The 17,785-nt window shown below is 62.8% G+C and carries 15 protein-coding genes; 5 read left to right on the forward strand and 10 right to left on the reverse strand.

Features of this window, described 5'->3' with window-relative positions:
* The first annotated feature begins 41 nt into the window (after nt 1-41).
* A complete protein-coding gene (locus tag ACE4RL_RS00355; RefSeq protein ID WP_375598570.1) occupies nt 42-1,499 on the forward strand; it encodes a M81 family metallopeptidase in 1,458 nt (485 codons plus the stop codon).
* 242 nt (nt 1,500-1,741) lie between these two features.
* On the opposite strand, the gene ACE4RL_RS00360 is transcribed toward ACE4RL_RS00355, so the two are convergent.
* The 7 genes from ACE4RL_RS00360 to ACE4RL_RS00390 form a co-directional block, all read right to left on the reverse strand.
* Complete coding sequence (locus ACE4RL_RS00360) at nt 1,742-3,748, reverse strand: beta-N-acetylhexosaminidase (protein ID WP_375598571.1); 2,007 nt, start codon at nt 3,746-3,748, stop codon at nt 1,742-1,744.
* A gap of 179 nt (nt 3,749-3,927) precedes the next feature.
* Nucleotides 3,928-4,794, reverse strand: coding sequence for a MurR/RpiR family transcriptional regulator (locus ACE4RL_RS00365; RefSeq protein ID WP_375598572.1), 867 nt, complete (start codon nt 4,792-4,794; stop codon nt 3,928-3,930).
* Between the two features lie 31 nt (nt 4,795-4,825).
* The gene (locus ACE4RL_RS00370; RefSeq protein ID WP_375598573.1) at nt 4,826-5,902 is read right to left on the reverse strand and encodes an ABC transporter ATP-binding protein; all 1,077 of its coding nucleotides are present in this window, start codon (nt 5,900-5,902) and stop codon (nt 4,826-4,828) included.
* Between the two features lie 128 nt (nt 5,903-6,030).
* The gene (locus ACE4RL_RS00375) at nt 6,031-7,233 is read right to left on the reverse strand and encodes an ABC transporter substrate-binding protein (protein ID WP_375600201.1); all 1,203 of its coding nucleotides are present in this window, start codon (nt 7,231-7,233) and stop codon (nt 6,031-6,033) included.
* A 151-nt stretch (nt 7,234-7,384) separates the two neighbouring features.
* The gene (locus tag ACE4RL_RS00380; RefSeq protein ID WP_157291034.1) at nt 7,385-8,227 is read right to left on the reverse strand and encodes a carbohydrate ABC transporter permease; all 843 of its coding nucleotides are present in this window, start codon (nt 8,225-8,227) and stop codon (nt 7,385-7,387) included.
* A gap of 101 nt (nt 8,228-8,328) precedes the next feature.
* Nucleotides 8,329-9,216, reverse strand: a complete 888-nt coding sequence (locus ACE4RL_RS00385) for a carbohydrate ABC transporter permease (RefSeq protein WP_375598574.1) — start codon at nt 9,214-9,216, stop codon at nt 8,329-8,331.
* Nucleotides 9,217-9,227: 11 nt separating this feature from the next.
* Nucleotides 9,228-10,382: a Gfo/Idh/MocA family protein gene (locus ACE4RL_RS00390; RefSeq protein ID WP_375598575.1), complete on the reverse strand. Its 1,155-nt coding sequence runs from the start codon at nt 10,380-10,382 to the stop codon at nt 9,228-9,230.
* Nucleotides 10,383-10,749: 367 nt separating this feature from the next.
* Here ACE4RL_RS00390 and ACE4RL_RS00395 point away from each other — a divergent pair, with 367 nt between their 5' ends.
* The 4 genes from ACE4RL_RS00395 to ACE4RL_RS00410 all read left to right on the forward strand — a co-directional run bounded on the left by ACE4RL_RS00395 (nt 10,750) and on the right by ACE4RL_RS00410 (nt 14,842).
* Nucleotides 10,750-11,238, forward strand: coding sequence for a hypothetical protein (locus ACE4RL_RS00395; RefSeq protein ID WP_375598576.1), 489 nt, complete (start codon nt 10,750-10,752; stop codon nt 11,236-11,238).
* Between the two features lie 143 nt (nt 11,239-11,381).
* Entirely contained in the window at nt 11,382-12,575 is a 1,194-nt protein-coding gene (locus ACE4RL_RS00400; protein ID WP_375598577.1) for an MFS transporter, read from the forward strand.
* The gene (locus ACE4RL_RS00405) at nt 12,575-14,008 is read left to right on the forward strand and encodes a M81 family metallopeptidase (RefSeq protein WP_375598578.1); all 1,434 of its coding nucleotides are present in this window, start codon (nt 12,575-12,577) and stop codon (nt 14,006-14,008) included. The genes ACE4RL_RS00400 and ACE4RL_RS00405 overlap by 1 nt, the downstream gene beginning before the upstream one ends.
* A gap of 66 nt (nt 14,009-14,074) precedes the next feature.
* The gene (locus ACE4RL_RS00410) at nt 14,075-14,842 is read left to right on the forward strand and encodes a DeoR/GlpR family DNA-binding transcription regulator (RefSeq protein WP_375598579.1); all 768 of its coding nucleotides are present in this window, start codon (nt 14,075-14,077) and stop codon (nt 14,840-14,842) included.
* Between the two features lie 27 nt (nt 14,843-14,869).
* On the opposite strand, the gene ACE4RL_RS00415 is transcribed toward ACE4RL_RS00410, so the two are convergent.
* The 3 genes from ACE4RL_RS00415 to pcaF all read right to left on the reverse strand — a co-directional run bounded on the left by ACE4RL_RS00415 (nt 14,870) and on the right by pcaF (nt 17,785).
* Nucleotides 14,870-15,589: a copper homeostasis protein CutC gene (locus ACE4RL_RS00415; RefSeq protein WP_375598580.1), complete on the reverse strand. Its 720-nt coding sequence runs from the start codon at nt 15,587-15,589 to the stop codon at nt 14,870-14,872.
* Entirely contained in the window at nt 15,586-16,500 is a 915-nt protein-coding gene (locus tag ACE4RL_RS00420) for an ROK family protein (protein ID WP_375598581.1), read from the reverse strand. Before ACE4RL_RS00420 ends, ACE4RL_RS00415 begins: the two co-directional genes overlap by 4 nt.
* An 82-nt stretch (nt 16,501-16,582) precedes the next feature.
* Complete coding sequence (pcaF, locus tag ACE4RL_RS00425) at nt 16,583-17,785, reverse strand: 3-oxoadipyl-CoA thiolase (RefSeq protein ID WP_375598582.1); 1,203 nt, start codon at nt 17,783-17,785, stop codon at nt 16,583-16,585.

Here is a 17,785-nt window from a genome sequence, read left to right on the forward strand (position 1 = left end):
CCTCTTCAGCATTGACGCCATCCTCATCTCACGAGCTTCCCTTGCGCCTTTTCACCGCAGCCCTGGCCACCGAGACCAATACGTTCTCCCCAATTGCCATCGACAAGCGCGCCTTCGAGGCATCGCTGCATGCCAAGCCGGGCCAGCACCCACCGACCCCGACGCTGTGTACTGCGCCGATCACGGTGGGCCGCGAAGTCTGCGCGCGGGAAGGATGGACGCTGATCGAGGGCACGGCAAGCTGGGCGGACCCTGCCGGCCTTGTGGCCCAGGCGACCTATGAGGAATTGCGCGACGAAATCATCGGCCAGTTGCACGCCGCCATGCCAGTGGATGGCGTGGTACTGGGGCTGCATGGCGCCATGGTGGCCCAGGGCTATGACGACCCCGAGGGCGATCTGCTGGCGCGCATCCGCGCCATTGTGGGCCCCGATGTGCTGGTCTGCGCCGAGCTTGACCCGCATAGCCATCTGACCGCCAAGCGGGCAGAAGCGGCTGACTTCTTTGTCTATTTCAAGGAGTTCCCGCATACCGATTTCGTCGAGCGCGCGCGCGATCTCTGGGACATTGCGGTGCGGACGCTCAAAAAAGAAATCAAGCCGGTGATGAGCGTCTTCGATTGCCGCATGATCGACGTCTTTCCGACATCCAAACAGCCCATGCGTGGCTTTGTCGATTCTTTGCTGGGGCTGGAAAAGTCTGAACCGGGCCTGCTTTCGCTCTCGGTCGTGCATGGATTCATGGCAGGCGACGTGCCCGAAATGGGCACCAAGCTGGTGGCTGTTACCGACAACCGGGCCGACATGGGCGCGGCATTGGCCGAAAAGCTCGGACGTGAGCTTTACGCCATGCGCGGCACGTTCATGGTCGCCCAGGTGGACGAAAAGACCGCCGTGGACACGGCACTGGCTGCGCCGCGTGGCCCAGTGGTGATTGCCGATGTGTGGGACAATCCCGGCGGCGGAACAGCGGGCGATGCGACCGTCATCCTGGCCGAGATGATTGCCCGCGGCGTGACCGATGTGGCTGTTGGCACGATCTGGGACCCGATTGCGGTGCAGATCTGTTTTGCGGCGGGGGAAGGCGCGGTCATTCCGCTGCGCTTCGGGGCCAAATCGGCGCCGCATACCGGGCAACCAGTGGACGCGCGGGTGACGGTGAAACGGCTGGTCCTCAATGCCGAAATGAAATTCGGTGACAGCTTTGCGCCCTTTGGCGATGCGGCTCACGTGCATTTCGAGGGCATTGACGTGATCCTCAATTCGACCCGGGCGCAGAGCTTTGATCCGAGCCTGTTTTCGGCGCTGGGCATTGACCCAACATCGCGCAAAATCCTGCTGATCAAGTCGACCAACCACTTTTACGACTCGTTCTCCAGGATCGCCTCGGAAATCGTTTATTGCTCGGCCGGCAAGCCCTATCCCAATCGGCCTGCGGAGACGGACTACCGCAAGGCGCGCAAGGATATCTGGCCGATGGTGGACGATCCCTGGGCTTGACCTTGTCCCGGAGGGCAAATCCCTCCAGCAGTGGGATTTGAGACGGCCGGGCCATGAGAGCCGTGCTCGAATGGTGGAGCTTGCAGATCACCCCACCCCAGCTCTGCTTCGGACCCTGTCGGTTCGAGCGACGCTATCCTCCCCTCCCCTCCCCTCGCCTCCCCTCCCCCTCAAGGGGAAGGAGGGCATCGCGGGCGTGGCTCCCTCCCCGTGATCGGGAGAGGAAGGCCCAGCGCCAGGCGTTATTGCTCAGACCAGTGGCCATACATGATCGGCATCAGGCCCACCATGGACTTGAAGCGGTCCCAGCTCTTGCGCTCGGGCAGGGTCCAGCCGGCTTCGGCAATGGCCGAGATGCGCGGGAAGACCAGCCGGTCGAAGATGGCGCGGTCGGTCATGCTCTCGGACCAGATGCAGCTCTGGACGCCGATGAGGTGTTTGAGGCCCTCCTCGGAGAAGCCCTCGCGGGCTTCGAATTCGTAGGTTTCCTGCGGACCGGACCAGCCGGCCCAGCCGGCGCCCGGTTCGGCCCAGCTCACGCCATTGGCCATGTCGAGATAATAGCGCTGGCCCGGCGAAACGACGATATCGTAGCCGCGTTCGGCCAGTTCGGCGTTAATCTCCACATTGCGCCAGCCGATGACATAGGACTTGTCCTTGGCCACCGCATCGCCATGGGCCGCCTCTTCCCAACCGCCGGTGATGGCGCCCTTGGAGGCGATGTAGTTGTGCACGCGCTTGATGAACTCGGCCTGCAGGATCGCTGTGGGCGAGCCCTCGATCTCGTCGGCGCCGTGGTGGTTGCCGAGCTGGTTGAACTGAGCCTCGTGCTTCTTGCGCATGGCGGGACCGGCCAGCTTTTCGATCATGTCGAGCGCCAGCGGCGAGCCGGACCAGGCGGCCAGCGGCACTTCGTCGGCGCCGAGATGGAAGACGCCGGCGGGGAAGAGTTCAAGCACTTCGTCGATCACGGTTTCAACGAAGGTGTAGACCGGCTCGTGCGCGGGGTTGAGACTGTTATTGGGGAAGCCCTGAACGGACTGGTATTCGCCCTGTTCATTGGGATCGCGCAGTTCTGGCAGGGCCTGCAGAGCGGCGTAGAAATGGCCTGGCATGTCGATCTCGGGGATGACATCCATGGCCAGGTCATCGGCCACAGCGACAATCTCGCGCACGGTCTTTTTGGAATAGTAACCGCCGGTCGGCTGCGGGCCGGAGCCGAGCAGCGGCGGCAGCGCCTTGCCGTGGCCGCGCCAGGCGGCGATTTCGGTGAGCGCCGGATAGGCGTCGATTTCCAGCCGCCAGGCTTCGTCCTCGGTCAGGTGCCAATGGAACTTGTTCATCTTGTTCCAGGCCATGAGGCGGATAAGGCGGCTGACTTCGGCGGCGGTATAGAACTGACGGGCCACATCGAGATGGCCGCCACGGAAGGCAAAGCCGGGTTCATCGGCGATGGTGCCTTGGGTGGGGAAGCTGAAGGTCGCCGGGTGCTGTTTGGCGCCACGCAGTATGTGGCCCAGGGTCACCAGGCCATAGAACATGCCCTGACGCGTGGTTGCGGACACCGTGGCGCTGTTGTCGGCAAAGGCGATTTCATAGGCCTCGGCACCGAGGCCGGGTTTTTCAACGATATGAACAGGCATGCCCGCTTCAGCGGCGGGGCGGACGATGGCTTCTACCGGGAACAATTCGGCGGTGAGGTCGGCAAAGGCTTTTGCGGCGCGAGTGGCCAGATCGCCCTCGGGCTTCAGATCATAGCCCGGCGGCGCGATGCGATTGCCGGTGGCGGCGACATGCTTGGGCCAGGGGATGATGGAGAACGGTGAGGGTGCCTTGGCGGGCACGGGAAACTTCATCGCGCCCTTGAGGAGCGGCGAGTTGTGACCCTTGCCTTGGGTCGGCGCGGTCGGAATGGCGACAATCTCGCCGCCTTCAAGCACCAGATAGGCCGAATTGGCGCCATCGCTCCAATGGCGCAGACCGTAGGACAGGCCCCGTGCCGTCGAGGTCCAGGTGGCGCCGGGCTCGAGCACATAGCCATCGGGCGGAGCGATCAGGGTGTGATTGGAGAGGCGCTTCAAAAGCTTGCCGTTTTCCAGGGTCGCATGCGGATCGATACGGGCGGGACCGGAAAAACCGAGCTGAAAATTGCTGATCGGCGTATCGCCATTATTGGTCAGCTCGATGCCATAGCCCAGCGGTTCGCTGTCGGTGGCAGGCGTCCAGGTGGTAACGAGGGAAAAAGACATGATGGGGTCCAGTATTGTGGAGTGGTGGTCGAGTTACCCCCACTTAGCCTCCCCCTGCAGGAGGGGGAGGGATTGATCGAGTGCTGGGCGGGATTGCCGGCGCCAACATCAAGACCGTCCCTCCCCCTGGACAGGGGGAGGTTAGGTGGGGGTGGCTTGCGTTGGTGCGCGCGGAAGCATCAATCCCCCAGCGGCTGGGCGTCGTCGCCGTCGCGGTTGACGACCAGCTGATGCTTGATGCGGCGCATGGAGGCGACGGCCGGTGGGCCCAACCTGGCCGCGATGGTCTGGGAGAGGATGTCGACGGTGGCGAGAAATGCGTAGCGGCCCGGGGTGGGACGCAGGATGTCCTGATTTTCGCGCCAGTGCACGGGCAGCAGAATGTCTGCCTGCTCGGCCATGATCGAACCGGGCCGCGAGACGACGATGCGGGTCAGGCCATATTCGCCGGCGACCGAAAGCGCCTTGACCAGCGGCACATTGTTCCCCGAGAGCGAGTAGGCAATGACCACGGCGCCAAGAGGGGCGGAGGCCGCGCGCATCATCTGCACCTGATGATCGATCGAGGCGGCGACCTTGAGGCCGAGCCGGAACAGGCGGGCCTCGGTTTCTACCGCCATCATCGAAGAGGCGCCACCCGAGCCGAAGCTGAGGATGAAACTGGATTTGACGATGGATTCGGCGGCCCGCTCGATGGCATCGAAATCGAGCGTATCGAAGGTGTCGTAGATGGTGGACTGAATGCCGTTGACGATCCCCTGAGCGATTTCATGCACGCTCGAAGGACCGGACGCCGGAGCGAAATAGCGCTGGCCAACAAAGCGGGACTGGGCCAGGCGCACCTTGAAATCGGCGTAAGAGTCGCAGCCGAGCCGCCGGCAGAAGCGCGTGACGGTTGGCGGGGACACGTCGGCCTCGGCCGCCAGATCGACAATGCTCATCTTGAGCACGCTGTCGACATCGGCCAGGACGATTTCGGTCAGGGCCCGTTCGGAGCGGGTGAAGGCGTCCTTCTCGGTCTGCAGCAAACCCACTATGTCCAGCATCGCGCGTCCCCTCTTGCCGGCCGGTACCGCTCTAGTAGACGGCCAGGCCCCTGGCGTCGAACAAATGGGCCTGCGCGATATCAAAGCCGACCGTCATGGGCTTGCCATCTGCAAGGTCAGGATTGCCCTCGAACAGGCCGATGAAGTTCTCGCCCCCCGGCAGGGTGGCGTAGCCAATGGTGTGGATGCCCAGATGCTCGACAATGTTGGGCGTGGTTTCGATGACAAATTCACCGCTGCCCAGGGTCAGGTGCTCGGGGCGAATGCCCAGGGTCACGTCCTGACCGGCCACTTCGGTGCTGCTGCGCGGCAGTTCGATCGTGCCGAGCTTGCCCAGATCGACGGTGACAGTGGTCCCGTTGGCGGCGCGCACCTTGCCGTTGATGAAGTTCATCTTGGGCGAGCCGATGAAGCCGGCAACGAACAGGTTGTCGGGCTTGTGGTAGAGCTCCAGCGGCGAGCCGATCTGAGCGATTTCGCCGGCGTTGAGCACCACGATCTTGTCGGCCATGGTCATGGCTTCGATCTGGTCGTGGGTCACATAGATCATGGTCGAGCCCAGGCGCTTGTGCAGCTCCATCAGCTCGATGCGCATTTCCGAACGCAACGCAGCGTCGAGGTTCGACAGCGGCTCGTCGAAGAGGAAGATCTTGGGCTGGCGGACAATGGCGCGACCGATAGCGACGCGCTGACGCTGGCCACCGGAGAGCTGGCCGGGGCGGTGCTGCAAACGGCTTTCGAGCTGGAGCACCTTGGCGGCGGCCTGGACGCGATTGTCGACTTCGGCCTGCGGCAGCTTTTCGACACGGAGCGGGAAGGCGATGTTCTCGTAGACAGTCATGTGCGGGTAGAGCGCATAGGACTGGAACACCATGGCGATGCCGCGCTGCACGGGCGGCAGATCGTTGACGATATGGCCGCCGATCTCGATTTCCCCGGCGCTGACATCTTCCAGCCCGGCAATCATGCGCAGCAAGGTGGACTTGCCGCAGCCCGAGGGGCCGACGAAAACCACGAACTCGCCTTCGCTCACATCAAGGTCAATGCCCTTGATGATGCGGGCTTCGTTGAAGGATTTTTCGAGGCGCTTGAGGCTCAATTGCGACATGATTCGCGTCTCCGGGCGAAATGAATCTTGGTGTCGCGCCGCTCTGCCAGTAACTGTTTGAGCAGGATAAGCAACGCGTCTGGTGCGCCGCCGCCCTTGAGGGGCGACGGCTGGCGGTCGGGAGGACCTTACTTATAGAGTTCGAGCTCGGAGGCAGCCTTGTCGAGGGCTTCCTGCGGCTCGGCGGCGCCGGTCACGACCGACTGGACCATTTCGATCATGGCGTTCTGCAGACCGATATAGTCGTTGAAGAGCGGCTCGGGGCCACCATATTCGATGCCGTCGATGAACGGCTTCCAATGCGGAGTATCAGCAACCAGAGCATCGACTTCAGCAGACGGACGCAGAGGGGTCAGGCCACCTTCAGACAATTCGTATGCCAGCTGGTTTTCTGGCGAAGTCAGGAACTTGCCGAATTCGATGACCTTGTCTTCCTGACCGGTGCCCTTGAACACGGCCAGCGAGTCGGTGATCAGCAGAGTGCCGGGCCCCTGAGCTTCCGGACCAGTCGGCAGGGGCGCAACGCCCCAATTGATGCCGGCTTCAGTGCCGCGACCAGCACAGCTGACCGAGCAATGCATCATGGCAAGACCGCCATCGAGCCAGATGGCCCGCACTTCGTTCTGTTCGTAGGCCGTGGGTCCTTCCTCAGAATAAGGTACCATTTCCTGGAACGCGGTAAGGGCGGCCAGATTCTGCGGCGAATTCAGGGTGATGTTGCCGTCCGCATCAATCACAGAGCCATTGTTGGTGTAAACCCAGTGCAGGAACCAGTGCATGGTTGCGTCAAAGCTCTTGGCAACCATGCCAAAGCCAGCGGCATCAGTGTTCTCGGTGATCTGCTTGGCAAATGCCAGTTGCTCTTCCCACGTCTTGGGCGGGGTTTCCGGATCGAGGCCAGCTTCTTCGAACAGGTCCTTATTCCAGAACAGGGCCTTGGTGGAGAAGGCAACCGGGATGCCCCACTGGGTGCCTTCAAAGGTCACGGTTTCGGGCACGTAGTTATAATAGCCGGCCTTCTCTTCGTCGGTCATTGGGACAGGAACGATCAGGTCGTTGATGGCGAACTGCTTGAGGGTACGCGATCCGACATAGGCAATATCGACCGGGGTGCCCGCGACAGCCAACGTGGTTACCTTGTCCTGACACTGGCCCCAACCAACAACTTCGGGCACAACCTTGTAATCAGGATTGGCGGCATCCCATTCTGCGAAAAGCTCGAGATAGACGGGCGTGACGGTGTCGCCGCAGAGGATGATGTTGATGTCTTCCGCCTGCGCGACCCCGGCAAGCCCGGTGGTACCAGCCAAGCCGGCAATGGTGGCCAGCAGGACGCTCTTTGCTTTTTTCACTTGGTAGTCTCCCTTGATTGCGGGCCCCTCGGCCCTTCTGGAGCCACCCGGCATGAGCCGCCGGATGATCCCCAAACCCTTGATTGGTGCAGCACCGGCCCGGACCTGGTCCGGATTGGCGCCGAGCCAGTTACTGCTTCACGGCACCGGCGGTGAGACCGGCGACGAGGTAGCGCTGCAGGAACACGATGACGATCATGACCGGCAGGATTCCGACGAAGGACGCCGCCATCAGCTCGTTCCAGATCACCTCCTGCTTGCCGAAGAAGGCGAAAAGCCCCACCGGCAGCGGCATGAATTCGGTCTTGGAATTGAACGTCAGCGCGAAGATGAACTGCTGCGCATAGGCACCGATGAAGGTCATGATGGCGACCACAACGACGCCCGGCATGGCCAGCGGCAGGATAACCCGGCGCAGGGTGTAGAGGCGGCTGGCGCCATCCACCCAGGCGGCTTCATCCAGCTCGCGCGGGATGCGCATCATATAGGTGCGCAACAGCCAGACGGAGGACGGAATGAGGAAAGCGGCGCCGGGCACAATCATGGCCCAATAGGTATTGAGCAAGCCCAGCGTGCGCATCAGGCGGAAGAGCGGGATCAGCAGCACCGCGCCCGAGAACATGTTGACCGCCAGGAACCCGGCGAGCAGCAGGCCGGCGCCGGTGAAGTTGAAGCGGGCAAAGGCATAGGCGGCCGGCACCACGATGGCGACCACAATGGCCGTGACGACCGTCGAGATGAAGAAGGAATTGAAGATGTGCATGCCCAGGGCAGGCACGGATTCCCACATGCTGAAATAGGCTGCAAAGGACCCGTTTTTGGGAATGAAGCTGTAGGGCGTCGAGAAGAGCTGGGCCAGCGGCTTCAATGACACCAGGAACCCTTCAATGAACGGGGCCAAAACGAAGAACAGGAACAGCGCGATGCCGGCATAGAGCCCAATCACTTCGAGCAGGCTATAGCGGTCGATCATCGGTCGGCTGGCCGACCAGAGGCCGCGACGGGCCTTGGGCTGAGGCTGGACGCTGGCCTTGGAATCGGCGGCCGCGACTTCGGTGGAACGGGCAACGTCGCTCATTTGGCTTCTCCCTGCTGGAGCTTGCGGACGGCGCGGAAGTAAACAATGCAGAAGGCGGTGACGAAGAGCGAGATGACCACGGCACGCGCCGCACCTTCGCCATAGCGGCGGGAGCCCATGGCGGTCTTGTAGGTGTCGATGATCATCGTGGTGGTCGAGCCGGACGGACCGCCCTGGGTCAGGATCCAGATGATGTCGAAGGAATTGAAGGTGGCGATGAGCGAAAGCAGGCTCATGGTGATGATGGCCGGCACCATCAGCGGCACGGTGATGCGGCGGAAACGATAGAACCGCCCTGCCCCGTCGGTCCAGGCTGCCTCGTGCAGATCGCGCGGGATCGACTGCATGGCGGCCAGGAAATAGATGGTGACCATGGGGACACCAATCCACACGTCGGTGATGATCGTGGCCCAGAAGGCGGTCTCGCCATAAGCCAGCCAGGCGATCGGGCCATTGGTGATGCCGAAATTCTGCAAGAGCCCGGAAATCATGCCGAACTGGCCATTATACATCCAGCCCCACATGAAGATACCAATGGCCATGGGAACGATCCAGGGCGGCATGGTGAGAATGCGGAACACAATCTGACCTGGAATTGCTGCGTTGAGCAGCACGGCACCCAGCATGCCGATGACCATTTTCAGGCTGACCGAGAAGAAGGTCCAGATAAAGGTGCGGACAATGACTTCGGTGAAGTTGCCGGCGCCGAAGATGCGCTCGTAATTGGCCCAGCCGATAAAATCATAGCCGGGGCGTAGCGAGGCGTTGGTGAAGCTGAGAATGATCGTGTCGACCAGCGGGTAGGCCACGATGGTCAGGATATAGATCAATGCCGGAGCCAGCAGGGCGAGGGCGAAGAGGGTGGCGCTTCTTGTGCTGGTCATCGGCTTTCTCCTCAGTTCCCTTTGCCCAGAGCAGCGTCGAAGCGCTGCCAGATGGGGGCCATGTCGACGACAGACTTGTTGCGCATCGCTTCATCCATGGACAGCGCCAGAAGCCCGGCCTCGAGCGCGTCGGTGACCGAGACAGGCAGGGGCACACCCTCGATCATATGCTTTAGGATATCCTCGGCCATCTGCTCGTCGGCACCGTAATGCTGGCTCAGCTCGGAGGTCTGGTAGGTCTTGTCCTCAAGCCGTTCGGAGGTGCGGCTGTCGGTGACCTTGAAGTAGTTACGAATGAAGTCGCCTTCCGCCATGCCCTTGGCACCGATCACCGCGAAACGGCGGAAATCGTCGGGCACGTTCATATTGGTGTGGAAGGTCAGAGCCGCGCCGTTTTCATACTGCACGATGGCGGTCTGGAAGTCGATGATGTCGCCATCACTATCGAACACCTTGTCCGAGCCCTGCCAACCCGACGGCTTGCGGAGATAGACGTTGAGATCGTTGACGCCGGCACCCTGGGGCGCATTTTCAGGCGTAAAGCTCTTGCGCCCGCCGAAGCTGGCAACGAAGCGCGGACGGCAACCCATGACCCCATTATAGAGGTCAAGATCGTGGCAGCATTTCTCAAGCATGAAGCTGCCCGAATATTGCTGATAACGCCGCCAGTCGCGCATGAAGAAAGCGCCATGATAGGGCGGGATGGTTTCGGACGCTTCGATTGAGGTGACGTCGCCCAGCTTACCTTCGGCCTGCGCCTTGCGCAGATCGACATAGAGCGGGGCATAGCGCAGCACCAGGCCCACCATGACATTGTCCGAGCCATACTGTCCGATCAATTCGGCCAGCGCCATGGTATCCTCAACCGAGGTCACCACCGGCTTTTCGGCAAACAGCTTCATGCCGCGCTCAAGGCCGATGCGAATGTGCTCAAGATGCATATGATTGGGCGAGCCGACCATGAGCAGATCGAGATCGGCCTCGTCGATCAATTGCTCCAGGCTGTCATATTGCTGACCGACGGAGACACCATGCTCCTGGGTATAGGGCAGACCGGCCGGTGCCGGATCGACGTAACCCACAATCTCGAAATCGTCCCGCGCCGCGGAAAACACCCGCGCGAGATAACCCAGACGATAGCCGAGACCGATAATGCCTACCCGCATACCTTGCCGTTCCCTGTTTTATTCAGTTCCCGACCTCTTGCGGATCGGTGTCGTTTGTGTAAACGATTTTCAAGACTAGGCGCCTTGCCAACACAATGTCAACACACATTCGACGCCAATACAATACCAATTTAAGCCACCTTGCCAACTTGCGCAAATGCGCGCCGTTTTGCTGCTTTTCTGGGCATTTTCGAACCGTTTAGTTTGGCTCAGGGTGTGGACAAATGTCATTTGTGGGGGCACCATGTCGCAATTGGTATCCATGTGGCCTCTTTCAGCAGGCAACAAACACATGACACATGTGAAAATATGAAACAGAATTGGTGAACGTGCGTCAGCGCGTCGCCATGCAGGCAAGAGACGCTAAATGAGCCTATCGACAAATCCATTCCCCGATGATGCCGACCGTTCGGCGATCTGGACCATGCTGGTGCCGCGCGACATCAAGGCCTTCGTCAATGCCGACTGGTCCATGGTGGAAGACGACTTCATCGCCGGGGATTTCATGGGCATCAACGGCAATAAAGACGACAATCCCGATGGCTGGACCATCAGCTTTCCCAGCCTCACCGACTATCGCGACGAGTGGCTGCGCCAGGCGCGCGAGGGACAGAAGGTGGTCTATGCCGAGGACCAAGAAGCGGGCATTCACCGGGCAACGAGCCTGACCGAGATCGAAATCACCAGCGAACGCGCCATTGCCCACAAGAAGTTCAATGGCGAGATTGCCCTGGCCGATGGCGGCAAGGATGTCCTGAACTGGCAGACCCTCTATTTCTGCCGCAAGGTGGACGGCCAATGGAAGCTCACCGGATTTGTGGGGTATCTGCCCTATCCGATGCCGAAACAGGGCTGATCAATCATCGAGCGTCGCGCGGCGCACAGCCCTGATACGAAGGGCATGCGCCGGGCGGGAGCGACAAAGTCCCTCCCCGGTCAATCCGGGGACGGAAAAAGCAACGGCAGCGCCGAACACCCCAGGTCATTGAGGCCATTCGCATGTCTTTCCTCACGCCCCAGCGCCTCGTCATGCTGGTGTTCTTTCTCCAACCCATAGCCTTTGGCTCCTGGCTGCCGCGTATTCCCGAGATTCAGTCCGCCATGGGGCTGGGGCCGGCAGCACTGGCCATCGCACTGCTCGGCATGCCCGTTGGCACACTGCTCACGCTACCCGTGGCCGGCCCCCTGGTGGGCAAGATCGGCGCGCGCTTGGCGATCCTGATCGGGTTTGTGTTCTATTCGATCGCAGCCTGTTTGCCGGTCCTGGCGCCGGACCCGGTCCTGCTGTTCACCGCGCTGATGCTGGCCGGGTCGTCAATCTCATTTGTCGAACTTGGCCTCAATGTCGAAGCCGATCTGGTGGAGAAATCCACCGGCAAGCTGATCATGAACACTTCGCATGGCTTCTGGTCACTGGGCATCATGGTGGGCAGTCTGATCGGCTCGGGCTTTGTCGCCGCCAACGTTGCCCCGGGCATCGCGCTGCCCCTGCTGGCTTTTGCCGTGCTTCCCGTCGCCTTGCTGGCCGGGTGGGCCCTGCCTGCTCTGAAGGACAGGACCGAAAACGAGACTGGCGAACCGCAGCGCTCAGCCTGGGCGCTGCCCAGTCCGGCGCTGGTCGGGGTGTGCCTGTTCGTCTTCGGCATTACCATGACAGAAGGCGCGATGGCGGACTGGTCGGCCATTTTCCTGCGCGACGCCTTCGATGCCGAGGGCGGGCTGGTGGGCCTGGGCTATTCGGTCTTTGCCTTCATGGTGGCCGCCGGGCGGTTTGGCGGCGATTTCCTCAGGCGCCGGCTGGGCAGCGTCAACACGGCGCGGCTGTGTGGCACGCTGGCGGTGATCGGTGCAGCCCTGCTGTTCCTGGCGCCAAGCGTCGAGATCGCGCTGATCGGCTTTGGCACCATCGGCATTGGCGTGTCGGTCGGTTTCCCGTTGGCCGTCACGGCGGCTGCCGGCATTGGCGACCGCGCCGCCTCGGCCAATGTGGCCGTGTTGTCCTTTGTGGCGCTGACCGGTTTTCTCATCGGCCCGCCGCTGATCGGCTTCGTGGCCGAGCATAGCGATATCCGACTGGGGGTCGCCTGCGTCATCCCCATGCTGGTGGTGAGCCTGTTTCTCACCGGGCGGCTCAGCCCGCGCCGCGCCCAGACTGCCCGAAACCTTGAATCCGAAGTTCCAGGAGTCCTCTGATGCGTATTGCCGTTGCCGGGCTACACACTGAATGCAGCACCTATAATCCCGTGCTGGCGCGTGAAGCCGATTTTCGCGTGCTGCGCGGTCCATCGATGCTCAAGGATCAATACTTCGATTTCCTGACGCATTTTCCCGCCGAGTTCGTCACCATCCTGCATGCCCGCGCGATTGCCGGCGGACCGGTGGAACGGGCGCTCTATGATCGCTGGAAGACGGAAATCCTTGAGGGCCTCAAGGCCGCGCTGCCGCTCGATGGTGTCTACCTGGCTATGCACGGTGCCATGCATGTCGAAGGCATGTTCGATGCCGAGGGCGACTTCATCACCGCAGTGCGCGAGGTGGTGGGACCCGATGTCCTGATCGCCGCGTCCTATGACCTGCACGGCAATGTTTCGCAGCGTATCATCGATGGGCTGGACATGTTTTCGACCTATCGCACCGCGCCGCATATCGACGTGCCGGACACGATGCGCCGCGCCGTGACCATGCTGGTGCGAGCGCTCAAGACCGGCGTAAAGCCGGTGCTTGCCTGGGCACCGGTGCCGGTGCTGCTGCCGGGTGAACGCACCTCGACCCAGGACGAGCCGGCACGGACGTTCTACACGCAGCTCCACGAGGTCGAAGAGCCGGGCGGGATCTGGGATGCCAGCTTCCAGGTGGGCTATGTCTGGGCCGACGAGCCGCGCGCCACGGCCTGCGCGGTAGTGACCGGCACCGACCGGGCGGCCATCGAAAGGGCCGCGACCCATCTGGCGCAGAATTACTGGGATATCCGCGAGGGCTTTGTCTTCGGCATGGAGACCGGCTCGATCGAACACTGCGTGGACCGGGCCATTGCCAGCCCGACCCACCCCGTGGTGCTGGCCGAATCGGGGGACAATCCGACCGGCGGCGGCGTGGGCGACCGGGCCGAACTGCTGGCGGCGCTGATGGCCAGAGATGCCCAGGGCGTGATCTTTGCCGGCATTGCCGACAAAGCCGCCACGGACGCCGCATACGCAGCGGGGGTGGGCGCGCGCGTGACACTGCATATCGGGGCGAGCCTCGACCCATCGAGCACGCCGGTCGACACAGAGGCCGAAGTATTGTTCCTGGCTGAAACCGAGAGCACCCATCTGGGCGAAGCGGTTGTACGGATTGGTGGCATCGAGCTGGTGCTGACCGCGCGCCGTCGACCGTTCCACAATATCGCCGATTTCACCAAGCTCGGGCTCGACCCGCACGGCGCAAAGATCATCGCGGTCAAATCTGGCTATCTTTCGCCCGAACTTGGCCCCATCGCCAATCCGGGCCTCATGGCGCTCTCCCCTGGCGTGGTGGATCAGTTCGTGGAACGGACCGAGCGCAAGCACACGCCGCGCCCGAGCTATCCGTTTGACACGGATTTTGCGTTCGTGCCTGCGGTGAAGTGGTCGCGGCGGGCTCAGTAACCCCTATCCATGCTTCCCCTCTCACTCCCTTTCGTTTAATCACAAAACGAAAGGGAGTGCGCCACTATGACCCCATCCATGCGGCAAGCGAAGATCGTCGAGCTGGCGCGCCAGCAGGGCGAGGTGAGCGTCGAGGAGCTGGTCGCTGCCTTCGACGTCACTCCGCAGACGATCCGCAAGGATCTCAACGTTCTTTGTGACCGGGGGGCGCTGAAACGCACGCATGGCGGGGCGATGCACCCCTCGGGCGTGGAGAATGTGGAATATGAGGCGCGGCGCCAGATTGCGCCGTCAGAAAAGCGGGCCATTGGCCGAGCCGCCGCGGCGCTCATCCCCGACCATGCCTCGCTCTTTATCAATATCGGCACCACCACCGAGGCCGTCAGCCAGGCATTGACGGACCATCGCGGCCTCATGGTGATCACCAACAATATCAATGTGGCCAATCACCTGCGCGTCGTGCCCTCGGTGGAGGTGGTGATTGCCGGTGGCGTGGTCCGCCCCAATGATGGCGGCATCGTGGGCGAGGCGGCGGTGGACTTCATCCGCCAGTTCAAGGTGGATTTCGCCGTGATCGGCGTGTCCGCCATCGACCCGGATGGAGCGCTGCTCGATTTCGACTATCGCGAAGTGAAAGTGGCGCAGGCGATCATCGCCAATGCACGGCATGTCATCCTGGTGGCCGACCAGAGCAAGTTCACCCGCACCGCCCCGGTGCGGATCGGGCATCTGAGCCAGGCGCACAGCTTCATCACCGATGCCTGCCCACTGGATTCGATCCGCCAGGTCTGCGCCGATGCCGGCATTCAACTGATTGAAACAGACCGGGCCTGACCCCGCTGGCTGCGGGGTCCGGTCTTCCTAGTGGGCTGCCAGGGCAGCCTTGAGCGCCGCGACCTGATCGCGGCTGGTGCTGCGCCGCGCGGGGCTGACGAAACCCAGCTCTGCCGCCGGGGCACTGTCGGGCGCCCGGGGTTCAGCGCAGGCGCCGTGCACCGCCGAGAGGGGTGCGCGGGAGAGGATGCCGGCAACGGACTGGGCATTGACGCCGGAGCCCGCCATGATGACCAACCGCCCGGCCGCAAGCTCGTGGGCCGAAATGATATCGTCGATACCCCCCGGGGCGGTTCGGGCGCGGCCTGACGTCAGGATGGTATCGAAGCCCAGTGCCACGGCCTGTTCGATGGCCTCCCCAAGATCAGGGACCAGATCGAAGGCGCGATGCAGAGTTTTGGGCATTTCGCCTGCCGCATCGACCAATTGCTCGAGCGTCTCGATATCGAGGCGGCCATCAGGGAGACTGGCGCCCAGCACCACTCCCTCAAGGCCAGCGCGCCGGGCCGCGTCGATGTCGCCAAGCATGGCCTCGATATCGGCCGGTCCGAAGACGAAGTCACCGCCGCGCGGCCGGATCATGGCCCGCACCGGCACGGGTGCGCTGCCGGCAAGCGCCATCAGACCCGGCATGGGGGTCAATCCCCCCAGTTCCAGCACCGAGCACAGTTCCACCCGGTCGGCGCCGCCTGCAATGGCCGCCGCGAGGCCATCGGCGTCATCCACGCAGATCTCGAGCAGGGTCATGCAATGCCCTCCGAAAAAGCCAGGCTCGCCGCGCCGATCAGTCCGGCATCGATGGTAAGTTGCGCCGGCACGACCAGGGGACGATCAATCTTTCTCAGGATACGCTGGCGCACCGCTGCATCCAAGCGCGCGATGAGGGCATGGGCATTGCCAAGCCCGCCACCCACCGGGATAATGTCAGGACCGATGATGTTGACCGCCAGGGCCAGGGGGCGCGACACCAGCTCGACATGGAGATCGACTGTTTGTGCGGCACCGGGATCGCCGTTTTCCCACGCTGAAGTGATCGCAGTGCTGGGCAGGTCCACACCGTGCAGGTGCCGATGCAATTTCTCGATGCCCCTGGCGCCACCGACGGTATCAACGCAACCCACAAGGCCGCAGCCGCAGGACAGATGCGGCATGTCGAACGGCGGAACGCTGACCTGGGTAGCGACGGCAGTGCCATGCCCCCACTCGCCGGATAGGCCTCCACCACCGCGGAAAAGGCGTCCGCCGGCGACGATGCCGCCGCCCACGCCGGTGCCCAGAATGGCGCCAAAGATGACGCGGTGGTCACGGCCAGCGCCGGCAAAAGCCTCGGCCAGGGCGAAGCAATCGGCATCATTGGCGACCAGTACGGGGCGGCCCAGGCTATTGCCAAGATCGCCAGCCAGATTGCGTCCATCGATGCAGGGAATATTGGCGACCGTAGTCACCCCGGTCTCGGGGTCTACCACGCCAGTGACGGAAATCGAGATGGGTGTGCCCGAGGGTGCGCCGCCCTGTTCCACCAGGCCGGAGATGGATGCAGCGAACAACTCGAAGTCGTCACGCGGGGTGGGCAGACGCCCCACAGGCGTGACCGTGTCGGGCCCGGTGGCTGTGGCGGCCTTGATGGTGGTGCCGCCGATATCGAAACAGGTGATCATATGCTGGCCCTTCGGCCGGCATTTAGGACAAGTCCACCGCGGCAATCAAGCAGCGGTGGCGCGATGATCTGAGTTCGGGGGGTTAGACCCTTTCGAGCCCGATGGCGATGCCCTGGCCCACGCCGATGCACATGGTGGCCAGGGCCCGGCGCTTGCCGGAAAGACTGAGTTCCAGCGCCGCCGTGCCGGTGATGCGGGCGCCGCTCATGCCGAGGGGATGGCCGAGGGCAATGGCGCCGCCATTGGGGTTCACGCGCGGATCGTCCTCGGCGATGCCGAGATCGCGCAGGACGGCAATGCCCTGGCTGGCGAAAGCCTCGTTGAGCTCGATCACGTCGAAATCGGCTTGGGTGAGGCCGAGCCGGGCAAAGAGCTTCTTGCTGGCGGGGGCCGGGCCCATGCCCATGATGCGCGGCGGCACGCCGGCGGTGGCGCCGCCCAGAATGCGGGCAATGGGGGTGAGGCCATGTCGCTTGGCAGCGGCTTCGGAGGCGATGATCAGCGCGGCGGCGCCATCATTGACGCCTGAGGCATTGCCGGCTGTCACCGTGCCGTTGGGGAAGAGGGCGCGCAGCTTGCCCAGAGTCTCGACCGTGGTGCCGGCGCGGGGGTGCTCATCAGTGTCGACGACCGTCGGGTCGCCTTTTCGCTGGGGAATGGTGACCGGCACGATTTCCTTTGCCAGCCTTCCGTTCTGCTGCGACGCCACGGCCCTGTCCTGGCTGCGCACCGCAAACTGATCCTGCGCCTCGCGGGAGACGCCGAATTCCTGTGCCACGTTCTCACCGGTCTCGGGCATGGAATCGACGCCATATTGCGCCTTCATCAGCGGATTGACGAAGCGCCAGCCGATGGTCGTGTCGTAGATCTCGGCATTGCGCGAAAAGGCGGTTTCGGCCTTGGGCAGAACGAAGGGCGCGCGGCTCATGCTTTCGGTGCCGCCGGCAATGACCAATTCGGCCTCGCCCGATTTGATGGCGCGGGCCGCAGTGATCACCGCATCCATGCCGGAGCCGCAGAGGCGGTTCATGGTGGTGCCGGTAACTGTCACCGGCAGGCCGGCCAGCAGGGCACTCATGCGGGCGACATTGCGGTTTTCCTCGCCCGCGCCATTGGCATTGCCGAAGATGACGTCGTCGACGGCGTCCCAATCCACCGAGGCATGTTCGGCCATCAGCGCCTTGAGGGGAACGGCGCCCAGGTCATCGGGACGGACGGCGGACAGCGAACCGCCAAAGCGGCCGATGGGGGTACGCTTATAGGCGCAGATAAAGGCTTCGGTCAT

The organism is Devosia polycyclovorans, assembly GCF_042181575.1.
GTDB classification, from domain to species: domain Bacteria; phylum Pseudomonadota; class Alphaproteobacteria; order Rhizobiales; family Devosiaceae; genus Devosia; species Devosia polycyclovorans.